This window comes from Lentilactobacillus farraginis DSM 18382 = JCM 14108 (genome assembly GCF_000583655.1).
GTDB lineage: Bacteria > Bacillota > Bacilli > Lactobacillales > Lactobacillaceae > Lentilactobacillus > Lentilactobacillus farraginis.
Map to the genome: position 1 here is coordinate 1 of NZ_BAKI01000038.1, position 24,155 is coordinate 24,155.

At 41.5% G+C, this 24,155-nt stretch carries 21 protein-coding genes and 2 pseudogenes; 5 read left to right on the top strand and 18 right to left on the bottom strand.

The window, feature by feature from the left end:
- Nucleotides 1-261: 261 nt before the first annotated feature.
- Nucleotides 262-819 (bottom strand): L,D-transpeptidase, encoded by a 558-nt coding sequence (locus JCM14108_RS10815; protein ID WP_035180795.1) that lies wholly within the window; start codon nucleotides 817-819, stop codon nucleotides 262-264.
- Between the two features lie 174 nt (nucleotides 820-993).
- Between JCM14108_RS10815 and lplA the strand changes: the two genes are divergently transcribed.
- Nucleotides 994-2,052, top strand: coding sequence for a lipoate--protein ligase (lplA, locus tag JCM14108_RS10820; protein WP_035180796.1), 1,059 nt, complete (start codon nucleotides 994-996; stop codon nucleotides 2,050-2,052).
- A gap of 93 nt (nucleotides 2,053-2,145) precedes the next feature.
- Here the strand turns inward: lplA and JCM14108_RS10825 are convergent, their stop codons facing one another.
- The 17 genes and pseudogenes from JCM14108_RS10825 to JCM14108_RS10905 form a co-directional block, all read right to left on the bottom strand.
- Entirely contained in the window at nucleotides 2,146-3,318 is a 1,173-nt protein-coding gene (locus tag JCM14108_RS10825; protein ID WP_235807154.1) for a histidine phosphatase family protein, read from the bottom strand.
- A gap of 223 nt (nucleotides 3,319-3,541) precedes the next feature.
- Entirely contained in the window at nucleotides 3,542-4,834 is a 1,293-nt protein-coding gene (locus JCM14108_RS10830) for a serine hydrolase domain-containing protein (protein WP_035180798.1), read from the bottom strand.
- Nucleotides 4,835-4,866: 32 nt separating this feature from the next.
- Nucleotides 4,867-6,157, bottom strand: a pseudogene (gene dltD / locus JCM14108_RS10835) (D-alanyl-lipoteichoic acid biosynthesis protein DltD).
- Nucleotides 6,154-6,390 (bottom strand): D-alanine--poly(phosphoribitol) ligase subunit DltC, encoded by a 237-nt coding sequence (gene dltC, locus JCM14108_RS10840; protein WP_035180799.1) that lies wholly within the window; start codon nucleotides 6,388-6,390, stop codon nucleotides 6,154-6,156. Before dltC ends, dltD begins: the two are co-directional and overlap by 4 nt.
- A 31-nt stretch (nucleotides 6,391-6,421) precedes the next feature.
- Nucleotides 6,422-7,642: a D-alanyl-lipoteichoic acid biosynthesis protein DltB gene (gene dltB / locus JCM14108_RS10845; protein ID WP_035180800.1), complete on the bottom strand. Its 1,221-nt coding sequence runs from the start codon at nucleotides 7,640-7,642 to the stop codon at nucleotides 6,422-6,424.
- Nucleotides 7,639-9,180, bottom strand: a complete 1,542-nt coding sequence (gene dltA / locus JCM14108_RS10850) for a D-alanine--poly(phosphoribitol) ligase subunit DltA (protein WP_035180802.1) — start codon at nucleotides 9,178-9,180, stop codon at nucleotides 7,639-7,641. Before dltA ends, dltB begins: the two co-directional genes overlap by 4 nt.
- Before the next feature lie 18 nt (nucleotides 9,181-9,198).
- Entirely contained in the window at nucleotides 9,199-9,345 is a 147-nt protein-coding gene (locus JCM14108_RS10855) for a teichoic acid D-Ala incorporation-associated protein DltX (protein WP_035180803.1), read from the bottom strand.
- 72 nt (nucleotides 9,346-9,417) lie between these two features.
- On the bottom strand, nucleotides 9,418-10,626 hold the full coding sequence (locus JCM14108_RS10860; RefSeq protein WP_035180804.1) for a serine hydrolase domain-containing protein: 1,209 nt from the start codon (nucleotides 10,624-10,626) through the stop codon (nucleotides 9,418-9,420).
- 579 nt (nucleotides 10,627-11,205) lie between these two features.
- Nucleotides 11,206-11,835: a uracil-DNA glycosylase gene (locus JCM14108_RS10865; protein ID WP_035180805.1), complete on the bottom strand. Its 630-nt coding sequence runs from the start codon at nucleotides 11,833-11,835 to the stop codon at nucleotides 11,206-11,208.
- Between the two features lie 32 nt (nucleotides 11,836-11,867).
- The gene (locus tag JCM14108_RS10870; RefSeq protein WP_035180806.1) at nucleotides 11,868-12,653 is read right to left on the bottom strand and encodes a glucose-1-dehydrogenase; all 786 of its coding nucleotides are present in this window, start codon (nucleotides 12,651-12,653) and stop codon (nucleotides 11,868-11,870) included.
- 659 nt (nucleotides 12,654-13,312) lie between these two features.
- Nucleotides 13,313-15,091, bottom strand: coding sequence for a DUF2075 domain-containing protein (locus JCM14108_RS10875; protein WP_035180808.1), 1,779 nt, complete (start codon nucleotides 15,089-15,091; stop codon nucleotides 13,313-13,315).
- A 33-nt stretch (nucleotides 15,092-15,124) separates the two neighbouring features.
- Entirely contained in the window at nucleotides 15,125-15,436 is a 312-nt protein-coding gene (locus JCM14108_RS10880; RefSeq protein WP_035180809.1) for a nucleotide pyrophosphohydrolase, read from the bottom strand.
- Between the two features lie 145 nt (nucleotides 15,437-15,581).
- A pseudogene (locus JCM14108_RS10885) lies at nucleotides 15,582-16,903 on the bottom strand (MFS transporter).
- Nucleotides 16,904-17,033: 130 nt separating this feature from the next.
- A complete protein-coding gene (aguB, locus tag JCM14108_RS10890) occupies nucleotides 17,034-17,903 on the bottom strand; it encodes an N-carbamoylputrescine amidase (RefSeq protein WP_035180811.1) in 870 nt (289 codons plus the stop codon).
- 15 nt (nucleotides 17,904-17,918) lie between these two features.
- A complete protein-coding gene (locus JCM14108_RS10895) occupies nucleotides 17,919-18,659 on the bottom strand; it encodes an amino acid ABC transporter ATP-binding protein (RefSeq protein WP_035180813.1) in 741 nt (246 codons plus the stop codon).
- A gap of 2 nt (nucleotides 18,660-18,661) precedes the next feature.
- Nucleotides 18,662-19,357 carry an amino acid ABC transporter permease gene (locus JCM14108_RS10900; RefSeq protein ID WP_035180814.1) on the bottom strand — a complete coding sequence of 232 codons (696 nt, stop codon included), beginning with the start codon at nucleotides 19,355-19,357 and terminating at the stop codon, nucleotides 18,662-18,664.
- A 19-nt stretch (nucleotides 19,358-19,376) separates the two neighbouring features.
- Nucleotides 19,377-20,189 (bottom strand): transporter substrate-binding domain-containing protein, encoded by an 813-nt coding sequence (locus tag JCM14108_RS10905; RefSeq protein ID WP_035180816.1) that lies wholly within the window; start codon nucleotides 20,187-20,189, stop codon nucleotides 19,377-19,379.
- Nucleotides 20,190-20,480: 291 nt separating this feature from the next.
- Here JCM14108_RS10905 and JCM14108_RS10910 point away from each other — a divergent pair, with 291 nt between their 5' ends.
- From JCM14108_RS10910 to JCM14108_RS10915, 4 genes are all read left to right on the top strand, one after another.
- On the top strand, nucleotides 20,481-21,320 hold the full coding sequence (locus tag JCM14108_RS10910; RefSeq protein WP_035180817.1) for a dimethylarginine dimethylaminohydrolase family protein: 840 nt from the start codon (nucleotides 20,481-20,483) through the stop codon (nucleotides 21,318-21,320).
- A 350-nt stretch (nucleotides 21,321-21,670) separates the two neighbouring features.
- The gene (locus tag JCM14108_RS14710; protein WP_156654957.1) at nucleotides 21,671-21,838 is read left to right on the top strand and encodes a hypothetical protein; all 168 of its coding nucleotides are present in this window, start codon (nucleotides 21,671-21,673) and stop codon (nucleotides 21,836-21,838) included.
- A 204-nt stretch (nucleotides 21,839-22,042) separates the two neighbouring features.
- Nucleotides 22,043-22,564, top strand: a complete 522-nt coding sequence (locus tag JCM14108_RS15500; RefSeq protein ID WP_237745808.1) for a hypothetical protein — start codon at nucleotides 22,043-22,045, stop codon at nucleotides 22,562-22,564.
- A complete protein-coding gene (locus JCM14108_RS10915; protein WP_237745809.1) occupies nucleotides 22,564-23,829 on the top strand; it encodes a hypothetical protein in 1,266 nt (421 codons plus the stop codon). Before JCM14108_RS15500 ends, JCM14108_RS10915 begins: the two co-directional genes overlap by 1 nt.
- The last annotated feature ends 326 nt before the right edge of the window (nucleotides 23,830-24,155 follow it).

Here is a 24,155-nt window from a genome sequence, read left to right on the forward strand (position 1 = left end):
TGCGGAGCTAACCCGGGATAAGCCGGAGTGTAAGGCGTTCTTTTCGGAAATCCCGGGTTTGGATTTTTGAAAAGAATCCCTTACATGCAGGCTTGTGGGTTAGTGCAGCAGTCCTAAGAAAGTGTGCAAAGCAAAACACTCAGCATCCGTCAAAGTAAGCGCCAAATTTTTCTAAAAACCAAGAGCAATCCAAAAAGCGGCACCAAAATCTTCTCTGATTAATCGAAGATTTTGGTGCCGCTTTTACCTACCATTAAAAAACTATTTGATAACTACTTTTGTGCCAAATGGTATATTTTTATACATCCAATAAGCATCCGCAACCGTTAAGCGGACACAGCCGTGCGATGCCGGTGTTCCCAACTTTTCAGCTTCTGACGGGATGTATTGTCCCTTCTTATTAACCGGTACGCTGTGAAACAGATAAACCCCGTGATCAAGCCACGAGACCCAATAGTTGGCACCTTCATGCGAGGTGGCGTTGTAGAAAGATTTCCCCCGCTGCGCCTGAATGTGAAAAGTCCCTTTGGGTGTTGGCGATGATGCGCGACCAGTTGAACAATACATTGTATAAATGACTTTCCCATTACCGTGCAGGTAAACCCGTTGATTCTTTGTGCTGACGTAGATCCAAAGCTTGCTGACTTTTTTCAAATTCGGATATGGCTGATTCTCTGAAGGATCATGCCAATTAACGGTTGACCCAATGGCCCGGTATTTGGCATAAGTTTTCGAACCGGCATTATGTCCCACCCAAAACGTTAAGCCGATTATCAAAGTTACGGCCAACATCGAAAAAATAATCAAACGACGTTTCATTTAAAATAACCCCCATTTTATGTATTTTGATAGCCAAAACACGTATAAATTAACTATAGAACCCCGCTGCCAACATTTCAAATATTTTTGCAGAGGGTCTTTAATTCGCAATTCACCGTGGCAATGCTATACTTATCAGCGAAAACGGTTACTTTGCTGAAAGGATGTGTTAAAGTGCGTTATATTGATCTCTCTACAGGTACCAAATACATGGGAAATCCCACCATGTTTGAAAGTGTCTCCCGCTATCTGATGACCAGTAATCGATTCACAGAGACCCTTTTTGAATGGTCCCAGCCACTCAAAGCCTCCGTGGTAATCGGTGCCAATCAAAACGTAGCGGCCGAATTGAATTTGGACTATATCAGAGCCCATGACATTCAAATTACTCGGCGAGCCGGTGGTGGCGGCGCGGTTTATGTCGACTCCGGCAACCTGACATATGCTTTTGTCGACACCGATGACGGCACCAACTACCTGAATTTTAAAAAATATGCCACTCCTATCATTAATGTTTTGAAGAAACTAGGCGTTCACGCGGCCTTGAGTGGCCGAAATGATCTAACAGTTGATGGAAAAAAATTTCCCGGAATGGCGGCTTTTAAAATCGGTAATCGATTCTATTGTGGCGGCACCTTGATGGTTGACGTCGATCTGGACGCCGCTGATAAGGCCTTAAAACCACCCACTTCAAAACTGGCTGCCAAGGGGGTCAAATCAGTCCATAGTCGTGTCACCAATCTTCGGCCGTATTTCAATGAAGAATACCGACACATTTCAATTAAAGAAATTATCAACATGATTCTCCAAGAAGTCTTTGAAACGACCGATCTTCAAGCCATTCCAACCTATGTGATGCAAGCGTCTGATTGGCAGGCAGTCAATCAGATTACCAATCAGGATTACCAAACCGACTCGTGGACCATGGGCAAACAGTATCATGACGACTACTTTCACGCTAATCATTACGACGGTGTCGGGAATATCGAAATCAGTTTTTCGGTAAATGACGGTATCGTTTCCCACGCCAAAATCTTTGGCGACTTTAATCAGGCTGCCGGTAATCTAAAAGAAATTCAGACCAATATAACCGGCGTTCCATTTAATCAAAAGAGTCTTGAAGAAGCTTTTAGTAATAGCCATCTGACGGATAATATCGGTCAAGTCACACCGACCCAAATGGCGGAACTGATGCTTGATTCTGCTTATCAAGACAATTTCCGAGAAAAGTAACTTTTCCACGGCCTGCTCCATCAAAAACGGCCAACCAACTATTCTGATAAACATAGTCGATTGGTCGCTTTTCTTTGCTCTTAAATGATTCAATTATTGAACAACTTTTACCGTCGCGGTCTTATTACCAAAGACCGTTTGTGTTATCTGGTCTGATGCCATATTTAGTGATTCTTTAGCTCCGGCAGGCGTAGACATCAGCTTAAACTGTTTAAAGTTTTTGACCTTCTTTAGTGCCGCACTACTCAACTTAAACGTAAAGTTTCCCGCTGGTTTGGCTTTAGTCTTTTGCAACACTGTTCCTTTATTATTCAAAACCGTTAGTGCCGCGTTCGACGATGTCTTTCCCGTCAAAACATTTTTCTTCACCTTAAACGTCCGAACACGCAATTGATTGGCCGGCAATTGCTGCAACTTCGCCCCTTTGTTGATGGTATAAAGAAGGGTCTCACTGCTAACGTACTTTGGAAAATAGAATTGACCATTCTTATACGTGACTTTCATGACCGCTTCATTGCCCCAGTTAACAAAACTGTTAACCGTGTAGTTTGCCTGAGCTGAAAGCCATTCCGGAATTGACATCCCCGAACTAACAACCAAAACGTTACCACCTTTATTGGCTGCCTTTTTGGCAATTGCCGTCAACTCGGTATTCATTCGTGAAATAACCTGATTAGCTGACTCGGCTTTTAAACTGGCTGGTAATGTTGGATCACTATATTTACCGCCATCAACCGATTCCGCGTCATGATAAGCATCTTGTAGAGCCGGCCAAAAATCTTTTCCAAGAGCCTGCTGGGCTTTACTGAAGTCTTGTGGTCCACTATACGTCCCTGCCGGTCGTAACAATGGCATTGTGATTTTGTTAACTTCGTCATATTTTTGACCTTCAAAACTACCATAACCACCTTCTCGCAAATTGGCTGTCCAGGTTACGGGCACTTTGCCATTTCCTGAAGATGACAAGGCATAATGCGCCGTTTTAAAAGTCCGCATATTATCAGCCGAGTAAGCCGCGCTGAAATGCAAGCCATATAAACCATAGCCTAATTGGTGGGCAACTTGGATTCCGGTGTCGGTTAATGGACTATCGGCCCAACCCTGCCCGCGACCGTTAATATTAAACATGGTTTGACCATGACGAGTCAAATATAAATTAACCGGTTTGGCCTTGGTGGCTGCCAAAGCCGGCTGATGATTAGCAGTGCCCCAGAAAACAACCCCAGACAGCAATGCCATAGCAACAACAAATGATTTCTTCAACATGTAAACTCCCCCTGAAACGATAAAATAAAATTGCTGATTCGTGCTTTAAGCATCTGCTAAAGCGTTTTAATTATATCATTTTTCGGTAGCGCTTTCATCATTGGATTTGAATTCCTGAGAATCAATTCGCCCACTTTATAAAAAAAGAGCCGGGCAACTGCCTCAGCTCTCTCATTTATTTGGCGACAATAATCAATCTCACAATCGATTTCAGAAGCTACTTTTAATAATAAGTTGCCACTTGATACATCTTCTTGACGAAATCACCGGCGCTTAAGGTGAGTGGCGCCTGGTTTTCAAAAACAATCGCCATGTGATAATTGCCGGTCGTCGCATAGTAACCAGTATGAAAGCCCTGACCGCTAAATGAACCATTGTTGTATTTAACGCCTTTTTGACCAACATACATGCCACCGGAATAAACCGTCCCATAACTCGTCAACTGTCGGTATTGAGCGGCCGTTAGTACCGAACCATTTTGCAGCCCCAAAATAAACTTGTAATAATCACTTGGCGTTGTCAGCAGATTTCCCGCTCCGGGAATGGCAGAAAGCCGTGGCAATGAAACCTTCTGCGGCTTACTGTAATCCGACTCACCTTTTCGTGAATAGCTTAACGCTACCATAGAAGTATCAATACTTTGATTACCAATGATTCTGGTATTCTTCATCCCCAGCCGATTGATAATTCTATTTTGCAGATTAGTCGTATAACTTTGCTTGGTTACTTTGGCAATGATGCCGGCCAACAACACATAGTTTGCGTCACTATAGTTATAAGCTGTCTGGCCCGTGGCATTCAATTGTTTCAACATACTTGCGTAAGCTTGGCTTTCGGTCATTGCTTTAGCCGGTGTTGTATCGGCATTGTCCAATCCTGAAGTCATTGACAGCATTGCCCGGATAGTAATCCCGCTGCTTCCCTTAATTTGCGGGTAGTAAGTGCTCAATTTCGTGGTGGGTGATAACTTGCCACTGGTAATTAACTGTTGCACGATTGCGGCAGTCATTGCCTTTTGAAGGGAGGCCAAAGGATACAAAACCGAACCATCACCCTGGCTGGCAATTTTTTTAGCGGCGTTGGCAAAACCATTATTTACCGTTACGATATGCTTACTGCCTGCCGAAGCTAATATAGCACTGCCGCTCACGTCGTACTGCTTCATAGTTGCCTGGGCGATTTGCGACAAGCTGACAGATTTAAGCCCCTTAACGTTCATCCAACCAATTATTTGATTGAAATACCGTAATTTAGCATAGGTTCCCGTTTTAGTGGTTTTTGTCTGCATTACCCGAACGTAATAATTGGGATAATTGCTGCTGTTACTGTCCGCTGTCTGTGTGCTTGAGCTGGTAAAGTACGGCCCCGAACGATAAATCGGATAGGTAACCTGCTTCATAATCTGGGCATCATACCGATGGTTACTCGTCTTTAGAATCGGATAATACCCGGCCATTAATCCATGAATTGCAATTGAGCCGGCAACCAGCAATCCGCATAAAAAGAATAACAACATTCTTATCTTCTTCGTTGTTTGAACCAAAGTTATCACCGTCCATTGTTTCCATATTCGTCATAATTAAAATCCGCGTCAGCCTGCTGCCAAGCTTTCGAATAGAAAAGATTATCAATCGTATAGTGAGGTGCCGCTTGTTTTTTGGTTAAAAACGGATCAACTTTTTGATCGATTTTCAACCACCCGCGCCATCCGGGATGAATCGTATCTGTCATGAAATAATTAGCATCCCCATCCCACTCAAATCGTCAATATGGTTAAAGCCTTGCGAACGTAACTGATAGGTTATCTTATGGTCAAACTTCATCAACATTTTTGAAGATAAATCGGTATATTTTTCCCATCTATAATTAACGGGTGGAATAATAAACAAAACGTTTGTATGGTCTTTAGCGAATTGATTCAATACCAGTTGAAAGTCACCATACTCAGGTGATTTCAAAAAACTCATCTTGGCTTGGAAACCCTTCAAAGCTTTAAAATGATGCTTTAAACGGCGTTTCCAAAATCGGTTGCCAATTTGAAAATCATTTGACCCGGTATGTTGTCTGCCAAGTTCGCCTGCCAATCGATCCAAACGTTGAAAATTATAAACTTTTGGTAATTGAGCGGCATTCTTTGCAATCTTTTGTTCATTATTTACCGGAATCCTAAATCTGGCGTAAATTTGGTCTTCGTTCAATAGTACCTGTGACGATAATCAACATAAAACCGTTGAAATTCAGTTGGCTTTAGTCCAGCAGCAATTCGTGCCAGCGCAGCCGAAATAACCTTGTCGGAATCACCAGAGGGCATTTGCAGTAGTCGATAAGCTGCATACCGATCCATTTTGGTACCCTTCTCCGATTGAATCCAGGTCGTTGTCTGCAGTGGTGAATAGTAAAAAGAAAACGCGTTTGGATCTTCGCCCTTTGGCACAAACCACTGTGGGGAAACAAAGAAAATCGCCTTTTTATTTTTCAACTGCTGATTGATTGACTGCATCACAAAGAACTGTGTCAAAGACTGGCTTCCCCGCGCGCCAAGTAAAAACGGCCGGTATGATCGATGATACTTGGCGGCCAATACTGATGGATGAAACGGATCAAATCGCGACCACTCGGACGAACCGAAAAATGGTACGTATTTGTTGGCCAAAGCCCGTCGTTTAAGCAGTTGCCCTTTTAATACCAATGGTGACAAAGAAGCAGCAGCATTTTTCTGCGCCGTGGGACTAACATAACTGAATTTTATCCAAATCGGTGATAAAAAAACGACAACCATCAACAATGCCGCGCATAAGACCGGCCCGAAAATTTCAAAAAGTCGCTTTTTTATTTTCATTTCAATGCTTCGGCTTTCGCAATAATCTTAGCAGGTGTGTTCCACTCCGATCGGTTAAACTCCGAAATTGGCGCGTTAACGCCTAATTTATCCTGAAGATCCAGCAACAACTGAACCGTCCCCATTGAATCCAATAAGGCACTATCATAGAGGTTCTCGTCCAACCTGTCTGAAAAATCTTCACCAGTTAAATCGTTTAAAATTGAAAGAACCGTTTCTTTTACGTTATCCATAATTGTCAACCCCTCAGTTAATTAGTCTTCTTTATCGAAGCTTTCCCGGCTCAAAAAACAAGGTGTTCAAAAAGCCTGAGAAAATCAAGAATGTGAAACAAACAAAGTTAAAGGTAATAAAGATTGCCAGTAATTCCGTAAATTTATTATGCGGAATTCGCTCCTGATGTTTTTTCTTATATCGAAGCCAGGTATCGTTAACCACTAATGCACAACCATGAAGCAGCCCATAGAGAATATAGAACCAGGTTTCACCATGCCAAAAGCCCATAATCAGCATATTAACGATGTAGCAAACATTCGCCGTTGTAATTCGGCTTTTAAACACCTTGTGTTTCATTAAGAAAAACACCAACCGCATGAAAATATAATCCCGAAACCAAAATGACAGCGTCATGTGCCAACGATTCCAAAAATCTTTAATATTCTTGGATTTAAATGGCTGGTTAAAGTTCATCGGCGTTTTAATTCCCATCAGATAACTAATGCCAACTGCGAACAAACTATATCCCGCAAAATCAAAGAACAAATCCATGCTGTAAGCATACATATAGCCAACGATATACCATGAAAACCCGTGAGCCATCAAAGCGCCAAACTGTACCCGGGGCATCAGGATCGACCCGAAGTAGTACGCTAAGATAAACTTATACAGAAACCCCAAGAAGACATACCGGACTCCGGTTTGAACCAAATTCAAATAGTCCTTTTGGGCAGGAACCTTTTCATAATCGCTAACAAATCGTCGGTATCTGTCAATCGGACCGGAAGAAATCGTTGGGAAGAATAACAGAAACTGACTGAAAACAACCGGATGATAGTCCTTGATATAACCATCTCTGGTTTCCATGATGGTTTGAACTACTTTGAAGGTGATATATGAGATCCCCAGAAAACCAATAATCGATTGCCTGCCGGCTTCAATTGCCGGGGTCACCTTAACAATCACCAATGGTAGAATTGCTAAAATAACCGCTAAAACAAATACCCACCCTTTGTTAGGTGAATCTTTCCGCCGTCGATAATGGAAATAGGCGGAAACCAGTGCTACTTGGTAAATAAAGTAGCAAACCAGTGAGATGCCGGTTCGCCAATTAGGCCCGCCAAACGTCAATATCAGGAAGAAAAGTGATATTAATGTTTGGTACCAGCGGAACCGCCGACCATAAAGCAGGCCAAGCATGAGCGGTATCAATGCGACAGCCAGCAGAATAAAGTAAGTCGGATTGCCATAGGGAATGTACCATTTCATCGCAAATTAACCTCGCTGATCACCGATTTAATGTCGACTTTTCCATTGTTGCTTAACGGCAATGATTTTCTGTAAACAATTTTTTGAGGAATCATGTAGGACATCATCGATGCTTTCAGATCGCTTTTAATAGCAGCTGTTAAATCCAACTCATTATTAAAGCGATTCTTATTTGGCACAATATAGGCAATCAGCATTGATACCTGATGCTGCGCATTATATTTGGGGACAACCACACACTGCTTAACGTACTTTCCTTTACTAACCAGAATCGCGACATCTTCAAGTTCAACCCGATAACCGTTAATCTTCACCTGAAAGTCTTTTCGGCCATAGTACCGAAGCAAACCGTCCTGGCGCATAGTGGCCACATCGCCTGTTTTGTAAGCGGGTTGCCCATTGTGAGTTAAAAAGGCTTGGCTGGTTTTTTCGGGGTTATTGAGGTACCCCTTCGAAACACTGGTGCCATAGATCTCTAATTCTCCTTGGGTGCCGTCACTGACAGGGTTCCCCTGATCGTCAATGATTCTGGCATGCATACCGTCTTTAACGTAACCGATCGGCAATCGATCAAATTCTTCAAGAATTTCGTCAGTGATTTCGATTTGAGTCATCGCAACGGTTGCCTCAGTCGGCCCATAGGTATTAAATACATGGGCTTTCGGAAATTTCTTTTTTAGCATTTTAGCTGTTCTGACCGTTAACTCTTCCCCACAAAATAAAAAATAATTTAAACTTGGGTAGTGCTTAGCATCAAATGTTGGCTCCAGTAAACAAATATTTACAAACGATGGGGTTGATACCCAGACATTAATTGGCAACGTTGGCAATGTCGTAAACAAAACTAAGAAATTGTCCGTAATCTTCTTTGACAGGACGTGAAGCGTGCCACCCTTGAAGAGCGTTGGGTACAGGCTCATAACAGATAAATCAAATGAGTAGGCGGGTTGCTGCAGCATTTGCAGTTGAGCCGGCAGGTGAAAGTCATTGCCAACCAACCATTTAACAAAACTCATCAAATTGTTGTAACTAATTTCAACACCCTTAGGAACGCCCGTCGTACCAGAAGTAAAAATAATATAAAATGTCTGATTGCCGCTGACAGCGTGAGTCACCTGATAAGATATCCGTTCTGAAAAAATAGCTGCCAGCTCTTTTTTCGAAATAACCGGTAACCCACCCAGGTCAACCGGTAATGCTTCGACCGCAATCACCGCAGCCGGCTTGGCGATTTCATTAATCAACGTCAAACGCTCGGTTGGTGAATCAATATCAACCGGTATATACGCATGTCCGGATTTCACCACCGCAATAAAGGTGGCAATCATCGCAAAATCCTTACCGCCAAAAACCATAATCGGCGAATCCTTGGGCAGCTGCATTTGATCAATGTGCTTTGCCAAGGCATCTGAATAGTGTTTCAAATCCATATAAGTGTTCGTTTGATTGCCGTAATGATAGGCCAATTTGTCGCCACCATTTTCGGCGTAGGAATCGATCACATTAATTAAATCCCGAATTAAATCCCGCTCTAACATACTTCATCACTTCCCCCGTTAAAAATCATTGTAAATAAATTTTGCCTGATTAATCCCGCTGTAATCGTACAGATAAAAGAGGACCATCATAATCGCAAAATAAAATAACGTCGTTAAAATGAACTTTATAACAGGCTGTTGCAGCCACCTTGTTAATACAGCCATTGCCATCTCCCCTTCAAAAATTACCCGAATAATGCAATTTCGATTATGCGTTCTACAAAAGCCCCAAAACGGCTATCCTAGCTTGTCACTCATCATTTGATCAAATAATGGTACTGCCAGCTTTTGAATTGAAGCCGCCGGCCGATAATAATTGCTCAAAAGAACCACCCCGTTTTTACCATTTCGGGATTCAAGTACACATGATTCATAACCATACCCAATGCCGTGTGAACGGATACCGTTGGGCTGATTATAAACACCACCGCCGTATGTTGAAGATGTCCCCGCGGTATGTAAAGTTCTGACATTTTTTATCGAAATAATCTTCCCCTGTAAAAGACGGCTTTCAACTTTAAATAACGCATAAGCCGTCATATAAACCTGACCGGTTCCCAATTCGTTTTGCATCGCCGCTCTGGTTTCATGAAATGGTTTTTGATAATTTTGAATAACCTGAGAAGCTCTTTTATATCGATAACCAATTGTTTTATATGGCGTCAACGGTTGTGTTTGGACAAACCCGGTTCCTTTTAAATCAAAAGGTCTAATAAATAATTGGTCAAAGTAACGCCGATAACTCTTTTCGCTTAACCGGGCGATGATACCCGCCAACAAAACGTAGTTAACCGGCTGATAACGCCACTTACCATATGCTTCCGGATTACTTAAAACGTGTTTCACGGCATATTCAACAACCTGTTTCTCACGCAATGGCCGTTTGGAACCGGTATCTGTCATTGACAGTCCCGAGTCCATATCCAGCATATTCCGAATTAAAATGTGGTTTGCGTGCGCAATCGTTGGATAAAAACGGGCCAGGGAAGTCGTCAACGCCAACCTTTTTTCCTGAATCAGCTTCATAATACAGGCGGCAGTTAACGATTTTTGAATGGATAAAATTTGAAACTCAGAATTAGTTTTATTCTTAAGTCGATCAGCGTAATTTGCATAGCCAAACGCCTTTCGATATAAAAACCGGCCATTTTTGATAATCAGGGCCGAGCCCACAAAATGTCCCCGCTTCAAATAATCTGTAATGTCACCGGTAGTCAAAAAGCCTTTTTGACCGTCTTTCTCCTCAGGAGATAACCGAGTAACAACCACCTTTTTATCTGCCCGTGACTTCGGAGCTTTACGTGAAGACTGACTTTTTGCCGAACGACTGATCTGAGTCGAGCTGCTATTGTGATTATCGGCATGCCACACCAAAAATAGCCCAACACAAACGCCAATAGCGGCCAAACTGCCTAAAACATAAATCCAATGACGTCCCCGTTTCATCAATACGCCCCATTCCCACATTCATCATTCCTAATGATAATTTATATGCGCATGCACCCTTTTAAATTCATACATGCTTTTAAGATTAACGACTCAAAGCCCGCCAAACAAGTAAGACTTTCTTTACATGCACTTTACATTCCTTGCGCCTCTAAAGATAAGCACACCTACGATAATTAACTGGTTCCCGACTAGTTTGCGTTTGGGTTTACAAATAACATTTAAGCAGCCTTTAAATGACTTCTCTCCTCCTCGAAAAAAGAATTTAAAATCCAATGACGCTTGTTAATCTGATCTTCTTTCAGATACACTGACTGCTTAATTGAATTTATTATATGATACGCTATTTCAATAACAATTATAATATCGGCCCCTTTTCCAAAGCTTTACGTTCTTTTGAATTCCGTTAGAATTAGTTTTATATTTAGTTATATGAACCCGACGATACGATAATTAATAACTGCCTAAAATAATAAATCTCAAGTTTTACTAAATTATGGTATAAAAAATAGCAGCTATTCAAGTTATCAAATTCTTGCTTGAATAGCTGCGTTTAATTATATTTTTTGGTCTTTCGGACTATATTTGAAGCAATAATTCCTTCAATTTTTCAGAATCCCGATCGACAACGGCTTCCATGTTTTTAAACCGTTTCGAATATGAAGGGTGGTATAACGGAAAAATTTTGCGGGTTTTAGTTGTCCATTTAAACACTTTATTTGCCTGATCAAAATACTGAACCGGCCGTTCGATTAATCGGCCGTGCAGGTCACCGATTTTGGCCTTATTCCCCAATAATCGCTGCAGGCTGGCATTTCCCATCGGTACCATCAACAAGTTTTCGAAATGGCTCATTTCATAATCAAACATTGGCGCCCACTGTTTGACCTCAGTATTGTTGGGCCGGCGGTCACGTTTTCGACCTGTTTTACCAATGGAAAACGGCCGGGCGCTGACGACTCCTGTGATATAAACATCTTCGCGAGTCAGTCCCAGTGATGCCAACCAGCGATCAAGTTCTTTTCCGGAAGGCCCTTGAAAGGGATGACCCAGCTTGACCTCTTTGTCACCCGGTGCTTCACCTAAAAGCAACACTTTGGGATTTTTACCGCCTTCTCCGGCCACAAAGCCCTCCAAGCGTGGATTCTCTTCTGATTTTTGCTTTCCCCAGGCAATCCATGCCGGGGTTAAAACCGTTTGCAGCTGCATACGTTGTCCCTCACCTTTACTCAATTATCGAATTAACCCTGTCCATCTTTGAAAGCCGGATAAAGCGTCATGCCGCCATCGATAAACAGCGTTACACCCGTTACATAACTTGACTCGTCGGAGGCCAGCCAGGCCGCACCGGCAGCGACTTCTTCCGGCTTACCGATTCGATTCATCGGTACCATTGAAACGGTTTGATCCAGTTGTGCTTTATCCGCAAACTTTTTGGCGTTAATCGGCGTGTTGATCGCTCCTGGACCAATCGCATTGACCCGAATATTGTCTTTGGCGTACTCCATCGCAATGGTTTGCGTAAACAATTTGACGCCACCTTTGGCAGCCGCGTAACTGGCAAAGGTTGGCCAGGGAATCTGTTCGTGAACTGATGATACATTAATGATATTTCCCTTTTTGTTGTGTGACTTGAAATAGTTCAAAGCAGCTTTCGCACCCAAGAAGACACCGGTTTCGTTAATTGAAATCACCTTATTCCAATCTTCCAGCGATAATTCATGGGTGGGTGACTTTACTTCCATCCCGGCATTGTTTACCCACACATCCAGGTCACCGAATTTATCCAAGGCGGCGTTTAATAACGCTTGGTTGCCATCTTCAGTGGAAACATCCGCTTTCACAATAGTCGCTTGGCCACCATTGTCGACTACTTCTGCCGCAACCTTTTTAGCACCGGCTTCGTCACTGTTATAGTTGATCACCACCGACATGTGTTCTTGACCAAACCGATCAGCAATTGCTGTCCCGATCCCCTTTGAACCGCCAGTGATGACGGCTACTTTATTATTTAAATCTGTATACATTCACACACTTCCCCTAAAATCAGACTGTCGTTACAAATTAATGTTATGCTGACACATTCAGTATTTCAAGCCCGAACTATTATTATGTATAGAAACACCTAAGTTTACTTAACTACTTTTAATATCTATCAAGACTCAGCTTTATTCCAAACAAAAACACCTAAATATTGGTTTAGGCGTTAGATGATACCATAATTATTAACAGGAAAAGTAACCCAACAAGAATTTAACCCCTACCAGGTTCAAATTATTACCATCACAACCATTCACCTATTACATATCTACCATCAGGCTACCGTCATACTACTATCTGAAGTGAATGTATTATTCAGCCAACGAATAAATCGAATAATTGAATAAATAACTACTTGGAACAAAATAATCGCACAAATATTTCCCCAAGAAATGCCAACCTTAATCATCTTACCATTAGTAACGTAATTTATTTATTAACAAACGGTGCGAAGCGGTCAATAAATGAAATTGATCGTGAATCATGAATCTTTTTAATTTGGTTGAGGACTATGCAGTACTGTCGATAGTTACGAAGAAAATTGCCGTAAATATGATAACTCAAAATCCTTTGATCAGGTTCGTTTGCTAGTCGTTTCTTTCAGAACTGAGTTAAAGAGAATTCGAAGTTCATAAAAAGTACACTTTTAGTTAGTCGTATTATCACCGATTAACCCTTGCTGCGCCTTCAAAAGTGCTTTTCTTAACTGTTCATCTACAGCGTAAATGTACAGTCCATTTACACCCCGAGTTAATAGAACATTTAATTCATTCGGTAATAATTGATCAGCTACTTGGGCTTTTTGACCATCACGAAGCGTTCGATTCCGAACAGCATTTGTATTTTCACTCATTTTAGAATCAAAAATAATATGACCATTTCTATATTTAACAGATGGCCCAATAATAACGCCACAATAATTCAAATCAAATCCTTGAATCGTGTATGTTGAACCAACCTCACCGATTGTCTGTTCCTGTTCAGCCCATGGTAGCTTTTTCTTCGACTTTCGAACTTCTTTTGGAGCCTCCAGCTGTAAATTCCATGGAAGCGACAAATTTCCAGCAGTAACCATCCAATTACCACCGTTTTTTGGTTTCCTTTTGCTATTATATTTCCAATCAAAGGTTGCTAAAATGCGCGAAAGACCCGATTCCTCGTTCTTAGCTTTCACTTTAATCTGGTTGTACATTTCCAGTGCATTATCAAATACCCGCAAATCATATTTTTTATCACTTGGAATATTTGTAACAACTCTTTTGTCGATCAAATTTTTGATCCAGTGAACGGTTTGAGGCTCTGCATTAATTCTTAGCTGATTGGTTAACATGATCAAATCATTCTGTTTTCTAGCTCTCTCCTCCATTCTCCTGATTTGATCCGAATCCAGATACTCCTCGGTTTTCAATATTTGTTTCTTATCAAACACCGCAATTGTTACTCGTGACCGGTTTAAAATATCATCTAATTGATTCTTACCACGATAAGCTTGTTTTCCCTGAGTCCATAGCAGATGGGCTTCGTCAATTAAAACAATATCAACTTTCGGTGCGTCTTCAGGATGACTGTTAATGAAGTGAGTCGGTTTGCTGACGGTGTCTCGAACCCGCTTATCAAGCTCCAGTTTATGGATAATATCTCGATAAACTTTAAATTGTTCATCATGATTAATTAACAAATAGTTCTTTAAATTGCTGGTGTCTAAACGAACAGAACTTTTATCAAGATGACTTAAGAGATAAAAAATTGTACTTAAAAGAACGGTTTTACCAGATCCCGCTTCCCCTTCAACGAGAATCAACTGCCCCGTTTTATCTTTCATTAAGCTATCGATCACCTTATCAATGATGACATCTTTGGCACGTTCCTGTTCCGGCGTTAATTTATGAAATGGGGAAGCTTTGAAAATTGCAGAATCACGGATTTCCCTTTCAATCGGAAATAGATGATTATCAAGTGCCCTTAATCTGCGCCAAATTTTAGAAAAGATAATCTCTTTTTCATCGGATGTGTAGTAATCATTTTGTTCATTTTCTCGCCGATTATTCAGTCTTTTAACGCTTGGTACCCCCAGCATAAAAAGCATCATTTGATTTTCAATATCCAACGTCAACGATTTATTGAAATGATCATGCCCGATTATCAGCAAATGGGCATCACTTTCTTGCGACATTTTTTTCCAATCATCCCGAACCCGCGGGTCATCGTTCAAATGCTGTTGCGTTCGCCGTTCAATATCATTTGTTTCACCAACATACACTTCGTATGAATGATTCTTATTTGCGGCATAAATTAAATAGACAGTTGGATAATCAAATAGTAGTTGACGTTTTTTGGAGTCTCCGCCGATTACGTCATTCAAGTGTCCGGCTACTTCCCCATCATATGTAACTTTTTCAATAATTGGCGCGTCAATTTTATCCATAACTACCACTCATCCCCTACCAAATTTTAAAAATTAATTATCGAATTTCCAATGTCGATTTTTATTAATAGCCAACTTTTCCTGAACAATTTCATTCGGGTCAACATCAAGTTTTTCACACATATAATAGCAATAAGTTAAAATATCAGCCAGTTCAAATTTAATATCATTGCGTGTTTTTTTCGAAAAGTCAGTTTCGTTTTCTACCCGCCACAAAAATAACTCATTTAATTCTCCGGCTTCAACGGAAACAGCCCGTGCCAGAGCAGGCAATGTATGATACTTTTCCCATCCACGACTATCCCGAAATTCAATTAATTCTTCAATCAATTGTTTATATTCCATTTTAATCCCCCGATTGTATTTCTAACTACTTACTGATCCTGACAGTTTCTGAAATAATAATATCACAACCGGTTTATCATCACTATACCGCACAAAAAAAAGCAGGCAACACTTTGTTGACCACTTTCATGAATCCAAGTAATGGTTATCCCTTTATCTCATCCAATATCCGCTGTTCGTCATAAAGTCGCATCACAAAATACATCCCAGCATAAATCACCAGCGGAATCCAAACATAATTAACATCAATCATTGTGATGGTAGCGGCATTCTGATTATGATTGGCAACATAACCTGAAACATGGAACAAGCCGGCGGTTATCAGGCCACCAATTCCTAAGCCAAAGTTAACGCCAAAATCATCGGTTGACGCTAGAATACCTTCCGCTTGAACACCCATGCTGACACCGTAACGAATGGTATCGGCAATCATAATCGAAACCAGCCCGATAATAATGCCGTTACCGATCGAGTTAATAAAAATACCCCCAAACAGCGTCGGGATATTATCAAGATAAACGCCGGCAGCGATAACCGCTTGGCCGATAAAAGCCGTTAAAATCCCACTCATCATCGTTCGCTTCTTACTCTGGGTTTCCGTAATCCGCATAATCAACAGAACACCGATCAGCGATGTAAACGTAAAACTGTTGGCAAGCGGCACGAGATTTTCGTTGCCAATAACGTATTTAAAATAATAGATGGTGGTTTGATTTTTAATCGAGGTTACCAGCCAGTACATAAAAATTGAAACCGAGATCACAATCCACGGTTGATTATGCCGAATCATTGCCAGCACCGTCTTCAATGGCTGGTGGGCAATCGTGGGGTTGGCATACCGTTCACGAACGTGGATAAACGTGTTGAGAATTAAGATTAACGAAATGACCCCAAATAAAATAATGGTTCCCAAAAAGCCGGTTTGCTGATTGCCTTTCCCAAACAGGGCAACCAATGGCAGTGTAAATACCGCCACGATAATTTGAACCGAACTGCCAAAAAACTGTCTAATCACGCCCAGCAGTGTGAGTTCACGAGAATTTTGCGACAATGTCGGCAAAATGGACGTAATCGGCAAATTGACCGCCGTATATAAGAAGCCCAGGCCCAGATATGTAAAGTAAGCCCAGGCCACCTTGCCACTATATGAAAAGTTGGGCGTAATAAACGTTAGAACCGCAAAAACAACGTAGGGAAACGCATACCACAAAAAGAAAGGCCGACTTTTACCAAATTTAGAGTGGGTATGATCGATCATGACGCCGATAATAAAACTTTCGGCAACATCGGCCACCCGGGCAACTACAAATAAGATTGCAACCGCGCTGGCGCTTAACCCATAAACATCGGTGTAGAAAAATAACAGATAGGTCGTCATCATTTGAAAGACCAGGTTATCGGCCGCATCACTCAACCATAACTGATTCGTTCGGGCCACCGGGTAACCCAGCCAGTTTCTTTTGCCATTTGATCACCTAACTTCCTTTTTTGATTGTTAGCATTTTACTTGTTAACAACCATTTTAGGCGTTTTAAGGTAATCTTGGCAATCAATTGTCAAAAAATTTGTGAAAAATGCTGACGGGTGTCATACCAAATCAGCCTTGACCATCCAGTGTTAAAATCGGCCGATACAAATCCGGCCGCCGATCACGGAAAAGCCCCCAAGCATTGCGGGTAGCTTTGATTTGATCCGTGTCAAACGAATGAACCAGCACACTTTCCGACTTTTCATCTGCTTGCTCAACAATTCTACCGGTTTGATCCGTTATAAAAGCTGACCCGTAAAAGGTGATTTCCGAATCATCAATAATTTCGGTTCCAACCCGATTGGCAACGATAATTGGGACTAAGTTGGCTGCCGCATGACCCTGAATTGTTCGTTGCCAATGACCTTTTGAGTTAATTTCGGGATGTTGCGGCACTGATCCGATTGCGGAAGGATACAGAATGAATTCGGCTCCTTCAAGTGCCATGCATCTGGCCGCTTCGGGGAACCACTGGTCCCAGCAAATACCAACCCCAATTTTGCCATAGGCCGTCTGCCAAACCTTAAAGCCGGTATTGCCGGGGGTAAAGTAATATTTTTCTTCATAGCCAACGTCATCAGGAATATGACTTTTTCGGTAAACACCCAGTATGTCACCGGTGGCATCAATCACCGTCAAGGAATTGTAACGATTCGTGTTTTTCTTTTCAAAAAAACTAACCGGCAGCACAACATGCAGCTCTTTAGCCAATTTTTGTAATTCCGTCACCGCGACATCATTTTCCAATTCAGTGGCAAAATCCATATAGGCCGGTTTCTGCTGCTGGGGAAAATACTTTCGTTCGAAGAGTTCCTGAAGCAGAATGATTTTGGCACCGCAATCCGCCGCCTGTCGAATTAAGTTCTTGGCTTTGTCAACGTTCGCCTGAACGTCCCAAGAGCAACGCATCTGAGTTGTCGCTACTTTGAGTGTTGTCATTTTAACCAATCCTTTCTAAATCATTACTTTTGATAAGAACGCCCGGGTCCTAGGATTCTTAGTTTCGTGAAAGATGTAGTGGGGATCACCCTGATCCGCAATTATCCCTTGATCCATAAATAGAATCTTATCAGCTACCTTTTGGGCAAACGACATCTCATGAGTCACGATAATCATTGTCATCCCCTTATCCGCCAAATCAGTCATTACTGCCAAAACATCGCCGACCATCTCCGGATCCAGTGCCGACGTTGGCTCGTCAAACAACAAAACACTGGGATTCATTGCCAATGACCGGGCAATGGCCACTCGTTGCTGCTGACCGCCTGACAAAGACTGGGGATACGCGTTTGCTTTGTTGTCCAACCCAACTTGTGACAGCAAGCGGTGGGCCCGATCGATCGCACGTTGTTGAGATAGCAATTTCAGCTTTACGGGTGCAAACGTAATATTTTCCAAAGCGGTTTTATTAGGAAACAAGTTAAACTGTTGAAAAACCATACCGATTTTTTGTCTAATTGATCGAATCTTGCCGGCGTCAGCCAACATAATGTTTTGATCATTAAATTTCACGATCCCCTGGTAATCGTCTTCAAGCCGGTTCAAACAGCGCAGTAACGTACTTTTACCGCCACCTGAGGGCCCAATAATCACGACTTTTTCGGAACGTTGCACGTTAAATGTAATATTTTTCAAAACCAAATTTTGGCCAAATCGTTTTTCAAGATTAGTGACTTCAATAATATTACCTGCCATACTTATTCCTCCTGATTAACTTTCAAATAAGCTGTTCCCAGTCGTCGTTCCAGTAAACTGATAACCTGTGACATTGAAAACGTCAACACAAAGTAAATAATGGCGGCAACTAATAATGGCGGTATAAAGTTATACAATGTGCCACCAACACCCAACGCTTGAGCGGTAACTTCCTGAACACCGATATAAAATAAAACCGAAGATTCCTTGATCAGTGTAATGAACTCATTTCCAAGTGCCGGTAAAATATTGCGGACTGCCTGTGGCATTACAATGCTAAACAACGTTGTATGGTCACTCAATCCCAAGGATAAGCCGGCTTCCGTCTGACCCCTGGGAATGGAAATCAATCCGGAACGAAAGATTTCAGCCGTGTAAGCACCGGAATTAATCCCCAAAGCAATCGATCCGGGAATCATTCGATCAAGCCCCGAGCCAAGAAATTGAATCTGAGGGATATCCAGCACTTTGGAAAGGCCATAATAGATTAGCATGACTTGAATCATCGACGGTGTCCCCCGCACAATGGCAATGTATACTCTGGCAATATACTGGCACAATTTTACTTTAGAGCGTCGCAGCGTCACAAAGAAAAGTCCTAAAATTATGCCGATTAAAATACCGATAATTGAGATTAAAATTGTTTGAGCTGTTCCTTGAACAAAGACAGGATAGTAATGTTTCAGAAATGAGAACATCCTTTAATTCCCCCAATCATCATTTGTATTTTGCCTGAATTGTTTGAGCCTGTTTAAACATTTTGGTAAGCTCCCCACTCTTTTGCAGCTTGGTGATCTCGCTATTCACCTTTTTCAACAATTTCTTATCGGATTTACGGGTTGCGACATTGATGTATCTAAAGTTCTTCGGCGTATTCAAGGTAACGTTGGAAATCGCGTATTTTTTCGGATACGTTGTTACATAGTTATCGGCAATTTCGTTTTCAACTACCAAGCCATCCAGCTTCCCCTGTCCCAGTTCCGTTGCCAAACTGGTTAGGTTGGATTCAATAACGGGTTGGCTGCCTTTAATTTGTGACTTCACAATTGATTCTTGCGTGGTCGATTGCTGGGCACCCACGGATTTACCCTTTAAATCTGCGGTTGTATGATACTTGTTCGCGTCCTTTCGATTAACCAGCAGTTGATTCTTGACGGTGTAATAAGACTTTGAAAAGGCAACGGCTTTCTTTCGCTGTGGCGTTGAAACCATCCCAGCTAAAATCAAATCGACTTTATTATCTTGCAATTCCGAAATTAACGACGGAAATTCCGTATTCACGATTTTCAACTTAACCCCAAGACTGTCCGCAATCTTTTTTGACAGCAATATATCATAGCCTACAATCTCTTTATGACCATTTTTAACAATCGGAAATTCAAACGGTGCATAATCTGCCGAGGTGCCAACAATCAACGTTTTTTTATCCTGAATTTTTTTTACACTATTATCAGCCTTACTCGTACTACAGCCGGCCAGTAGCAGACCCACCACCATTAAGCTACCGATAAATCCAAATAATTTTTTCATTTACATAATCCCTCCTCGACTTCATCTCAGCCAACAAGCTGAAGTGAAATTAAAAATAAATAAGTTTGATGTGATTTTACAGTTATTTTCTAATTTTTTCAAGAGGAATTCACTTTTTAATGTCATATTTAATTACATACATTGATAATTAGGCACCGTTCGGCCATTCTTTATCGATGCATATTAAGTCTACTTAATTGTTTATGTAATATTTATTGACATATGCATCCAACAATACGTACAATAATGCTAACCATTGATCCGCAATTATCAGAAAGCGAAGTGACCACTATGTTTGTTCGCAACGGAACTGCCGCTTTAAGCCGCGTGCTTACCTGCCCGCCAAGCTATCTCCAACGGGCAGCTCCGATTAATGAAATTTCAAAAAGGTATGCCAATCAACCGCTGGATCAAACAAAACTTCAGGCTGAATATCGTCAGTTGGTTGAAATCTATCATCAAATTGGCGTGACGGTTGAACAATTGACGCCGACCACTGAAATGCCAAATGCTGTTTTCTCACGCGATTTCGGTGGCTGTGTCAGAGAAGGTTACATCCTGGGGCGGTTTAAAAAATCAATTCGATTTAAGGAATCCACCGCGTATGAACATAAAATGGCTGATTTGGGAATTCCCAAGCTCGGGGAAGTTGTCCACGGTTTCTTTGAGGGTGGTGACTTTGCTTTTTTAGCCGATAATGTTATAGCTATCGGCATGCTTGATCGAACTGATCAAACCGGCTTTGATGAGATTAAAGCAATGCTGTCACCGCTGGGCTATCAAGTTTATCCCGTTAAAGCAGCTTCGCGATATTTGCATTTGGACATGTGCTTCAATCTGGTGGCTGACCATTTAGCCGTTGCGTATGTTCAGGGGCTGCCACCTGACTTCTTAAGTTTGTTGTCCAAATTGGCAATTAAACTGATCCCGGTCCCCGAGACGGCCATTTTTAAACATGGCTGTAATCTGGAGAGTCTGGGACATCATCGGGTCATTTCGCTAAAGCAGAATCAGGCCATTAACGCTGCATTAAGAAGCGCGGGGATGAGCGTCTTGGAACTGAATGCTGTTGAAACATTAAAAGCCGGTGGCGGTCCCCACTGTATGACTTTCCCACTTCATCGTGTTTAACCGTATGTATACAAAATGAGGCCCGGACATTAAGTCCAGACCTCGAGGGAAGAGTTTTCATTTATATTGAAGGGTATTCATATACATGAAGTGAGTTAAGAAATCATTGGGTTAAATAATTATTTTGGGGTTAATTATTTGCACCTTTGCTTTGAAACAATCGGTCAGCTACCATCGCATCGCTTCCTTACTATCAATAAGGGCAATGCAGATTCTATCAGAGGATAGAACCATGTTGGCATTGCATTGCACTTATTTGATTGTCTATATCATATCGTCCTTAGCTTAACTCAAGCTTAAGTCAACTATATTTTTTGTTACTTTCTTTATCAAAGAAAGAGGTCTTTACTATGGATATTCGAAAAAATAACTTTGAAAGCCAATTGACGCTGCCGCTGTTAGTCTCTCGAAAGGATGCTTGGCGATTATTTTTTAATAATAATAAGCCGGCCGGTCGGATTGCCAACATTTTAATTTACGTTATCTTCCCACTTGGTTTACTGGCTCTTTTAAGCTGATTACCAATCAAATAAACATCATTTTTGTCAAGTCGGGGCAAGGAGAATTTTCCTTACGTCGGCTTTTTTTATCTCAAAACAAAAGTCGTGTCTTGTTCACCGATTTTTTTAAGGAAAAAATTTGAATCCGATTCACTTAACCCGTATTATTAACAGTATTGAAAGAAAATTGCCATTTTAATAATATGGGAGGTTATTATTTTTATGCATCAAAAACTACTATCAACTCTTAAGCAACACAAAAGCCTCACGATTTATCTCACTTTTCTGGGACTGGCATTTCTGGTCGTCCTGCCCTTTTGGGTAACCATGCACCTATACTCGGGTCCTGATCTACAATTTCATCTAAGTAGAATTCAAGAGATCTTCGTCAATTTAAAGCACGGCGTTTTCAGCAGTCATATTGCGACTCACACATTTAATCAGATTGGTGACGCCGTAGTATCCTGCTACCCGTGGGTTTGGTTGTATTTATTTGCGGGATTGAAATTTGTTTTGTCGTCCGTTAGTGCCATTTACTTTACATATGTATTGATCGTTTTTGCCACGCTGACTATCGCATACTACAGTATGAAACTGGTTTCCGAATCCACAAAGATTTCATTTTATTTTGCTGTTTTATATGGTTTGACAACCTATCTCATCATGGAAATCATTACAACCCAGTTTGGTGAATTTCTTTCCTATCCATTCATCCCCTGGCGTTTGCCGGGCTTTATCAGCTGATGTTTCGAAATTATCAACGCTGGTATCTGCTAACAATCGGTGTTACGGGAATCATGTACGCCCACGCCCCCACCACTTTGATCGTAATTGTAGCCTTACTGGTGTTTTATCTCGCCTTTTTCAATAAACAATCAGTGACGGAGCGGGGCACCCGCTTTATTCATATCGGTATTGCCGCACTTTATAGTCTTCTTTTAAGCTTAATTGTTTGGGGACCGCTTGCCTACCTCAGCTTAAGTCAAAAACTCATGCGGCCAAATCCGCAATCATTGTATGCAGACCCGCAAAGTCTGTTCACCTGGTTTAACCAAAGTATTGCCAATAAAGGATTTGGGCTGATTCTGCTGTTCTTCCTGGTATTTGGCTTTTTATTCTTGAAAAAGGTGCCGCCAATTGGTCGTTACGCCTATTTCGGCGCTGTCACCACCTTGTTTGTGCTCTCCAATCTTTTTCCATGGAACATTGTCCACCACCTGCCACTGATCAAGGGCGTTGAGGCCATTCAAAGCGGCCATCGCATCATGCCGGTAGTTGTCATGTTTCTGGCCGCGTTTAGCGCCTATTTTCTTGGGACCCGCTTCAATCATCATTGGGGAAGTACCTGCCTGATCGTTGTTCTTTTTAGTCTATGTCTGATCAACTCGTTTAATTATTCGGCCCTTTACCCGATGAATATCACGACCGATCAGAATCCGTATGACAATCAATTCAACCGCACCGACCAGCCAGAGTTAACATACAAAGCAACCCCAACCCATCAAATTCCCCGTTCAAACCTGAATCTTCAAAACTACAAAGTTAATAACCACGACTATAACAATCAATTTCCAACCGTTAACGGCTCCGGTCGAACCGATTACCTCCCAGTTAATTCAGGAAAATACATTGAGGCGTTGGCTAATAAAGTTGCTATTCTAAACGGCCAAAAATTTAAAATCGCCCAGTCCAGCATTCACGCCGGCAGTAATTCACTTAGCTACCATCTGCTGATTCCAATGAAAAAAGCAACGACCCTTGACCTACCATTTATTCGCTATGCCGGTATGAATTATACCGTCAAATTCAACGGGAAAACGCTGACCCATTTAGCAACTTCTAATCGTGGCACGTTTAAACTGACAATTCCCCAAACCGTCAAAAGCGCTAAAATCAGCATTCAAAGTCATGGTTCCGGCTTTAATGGTACATTTATCATTTTATCGTTGCTTGGTTGGCTGGGGCTGTTGGGCAGTGGGATCTTTAAGAAACTCTCACGTTCCCGCTAAATAATTTTGGCAGCCTGAATATAAAAAAAGACCCGTTCACACAGGCCTTGAGGGAAGAGTTTTCATTCATATTGAAGGGGATTCATATGAAAAAAGTTAAGAAATCGTTGGGTTAAATAATTATTTGAGGGGTTAAATTATTTGCACCTTTACGCTAAAACAATCAGTCAGCTACTACTAATTATTTTTTTGTTATCAACAAGCGCATCTGCAGGTTCTATCAGGGAATAGAATCGTGTTGGCATTGCACTACGCTTATTTGATTGTTTATATCATATCGTCTTTAGCTTAACTGAAGCTTAAATCAGGAATTTTTGTTTACAAGT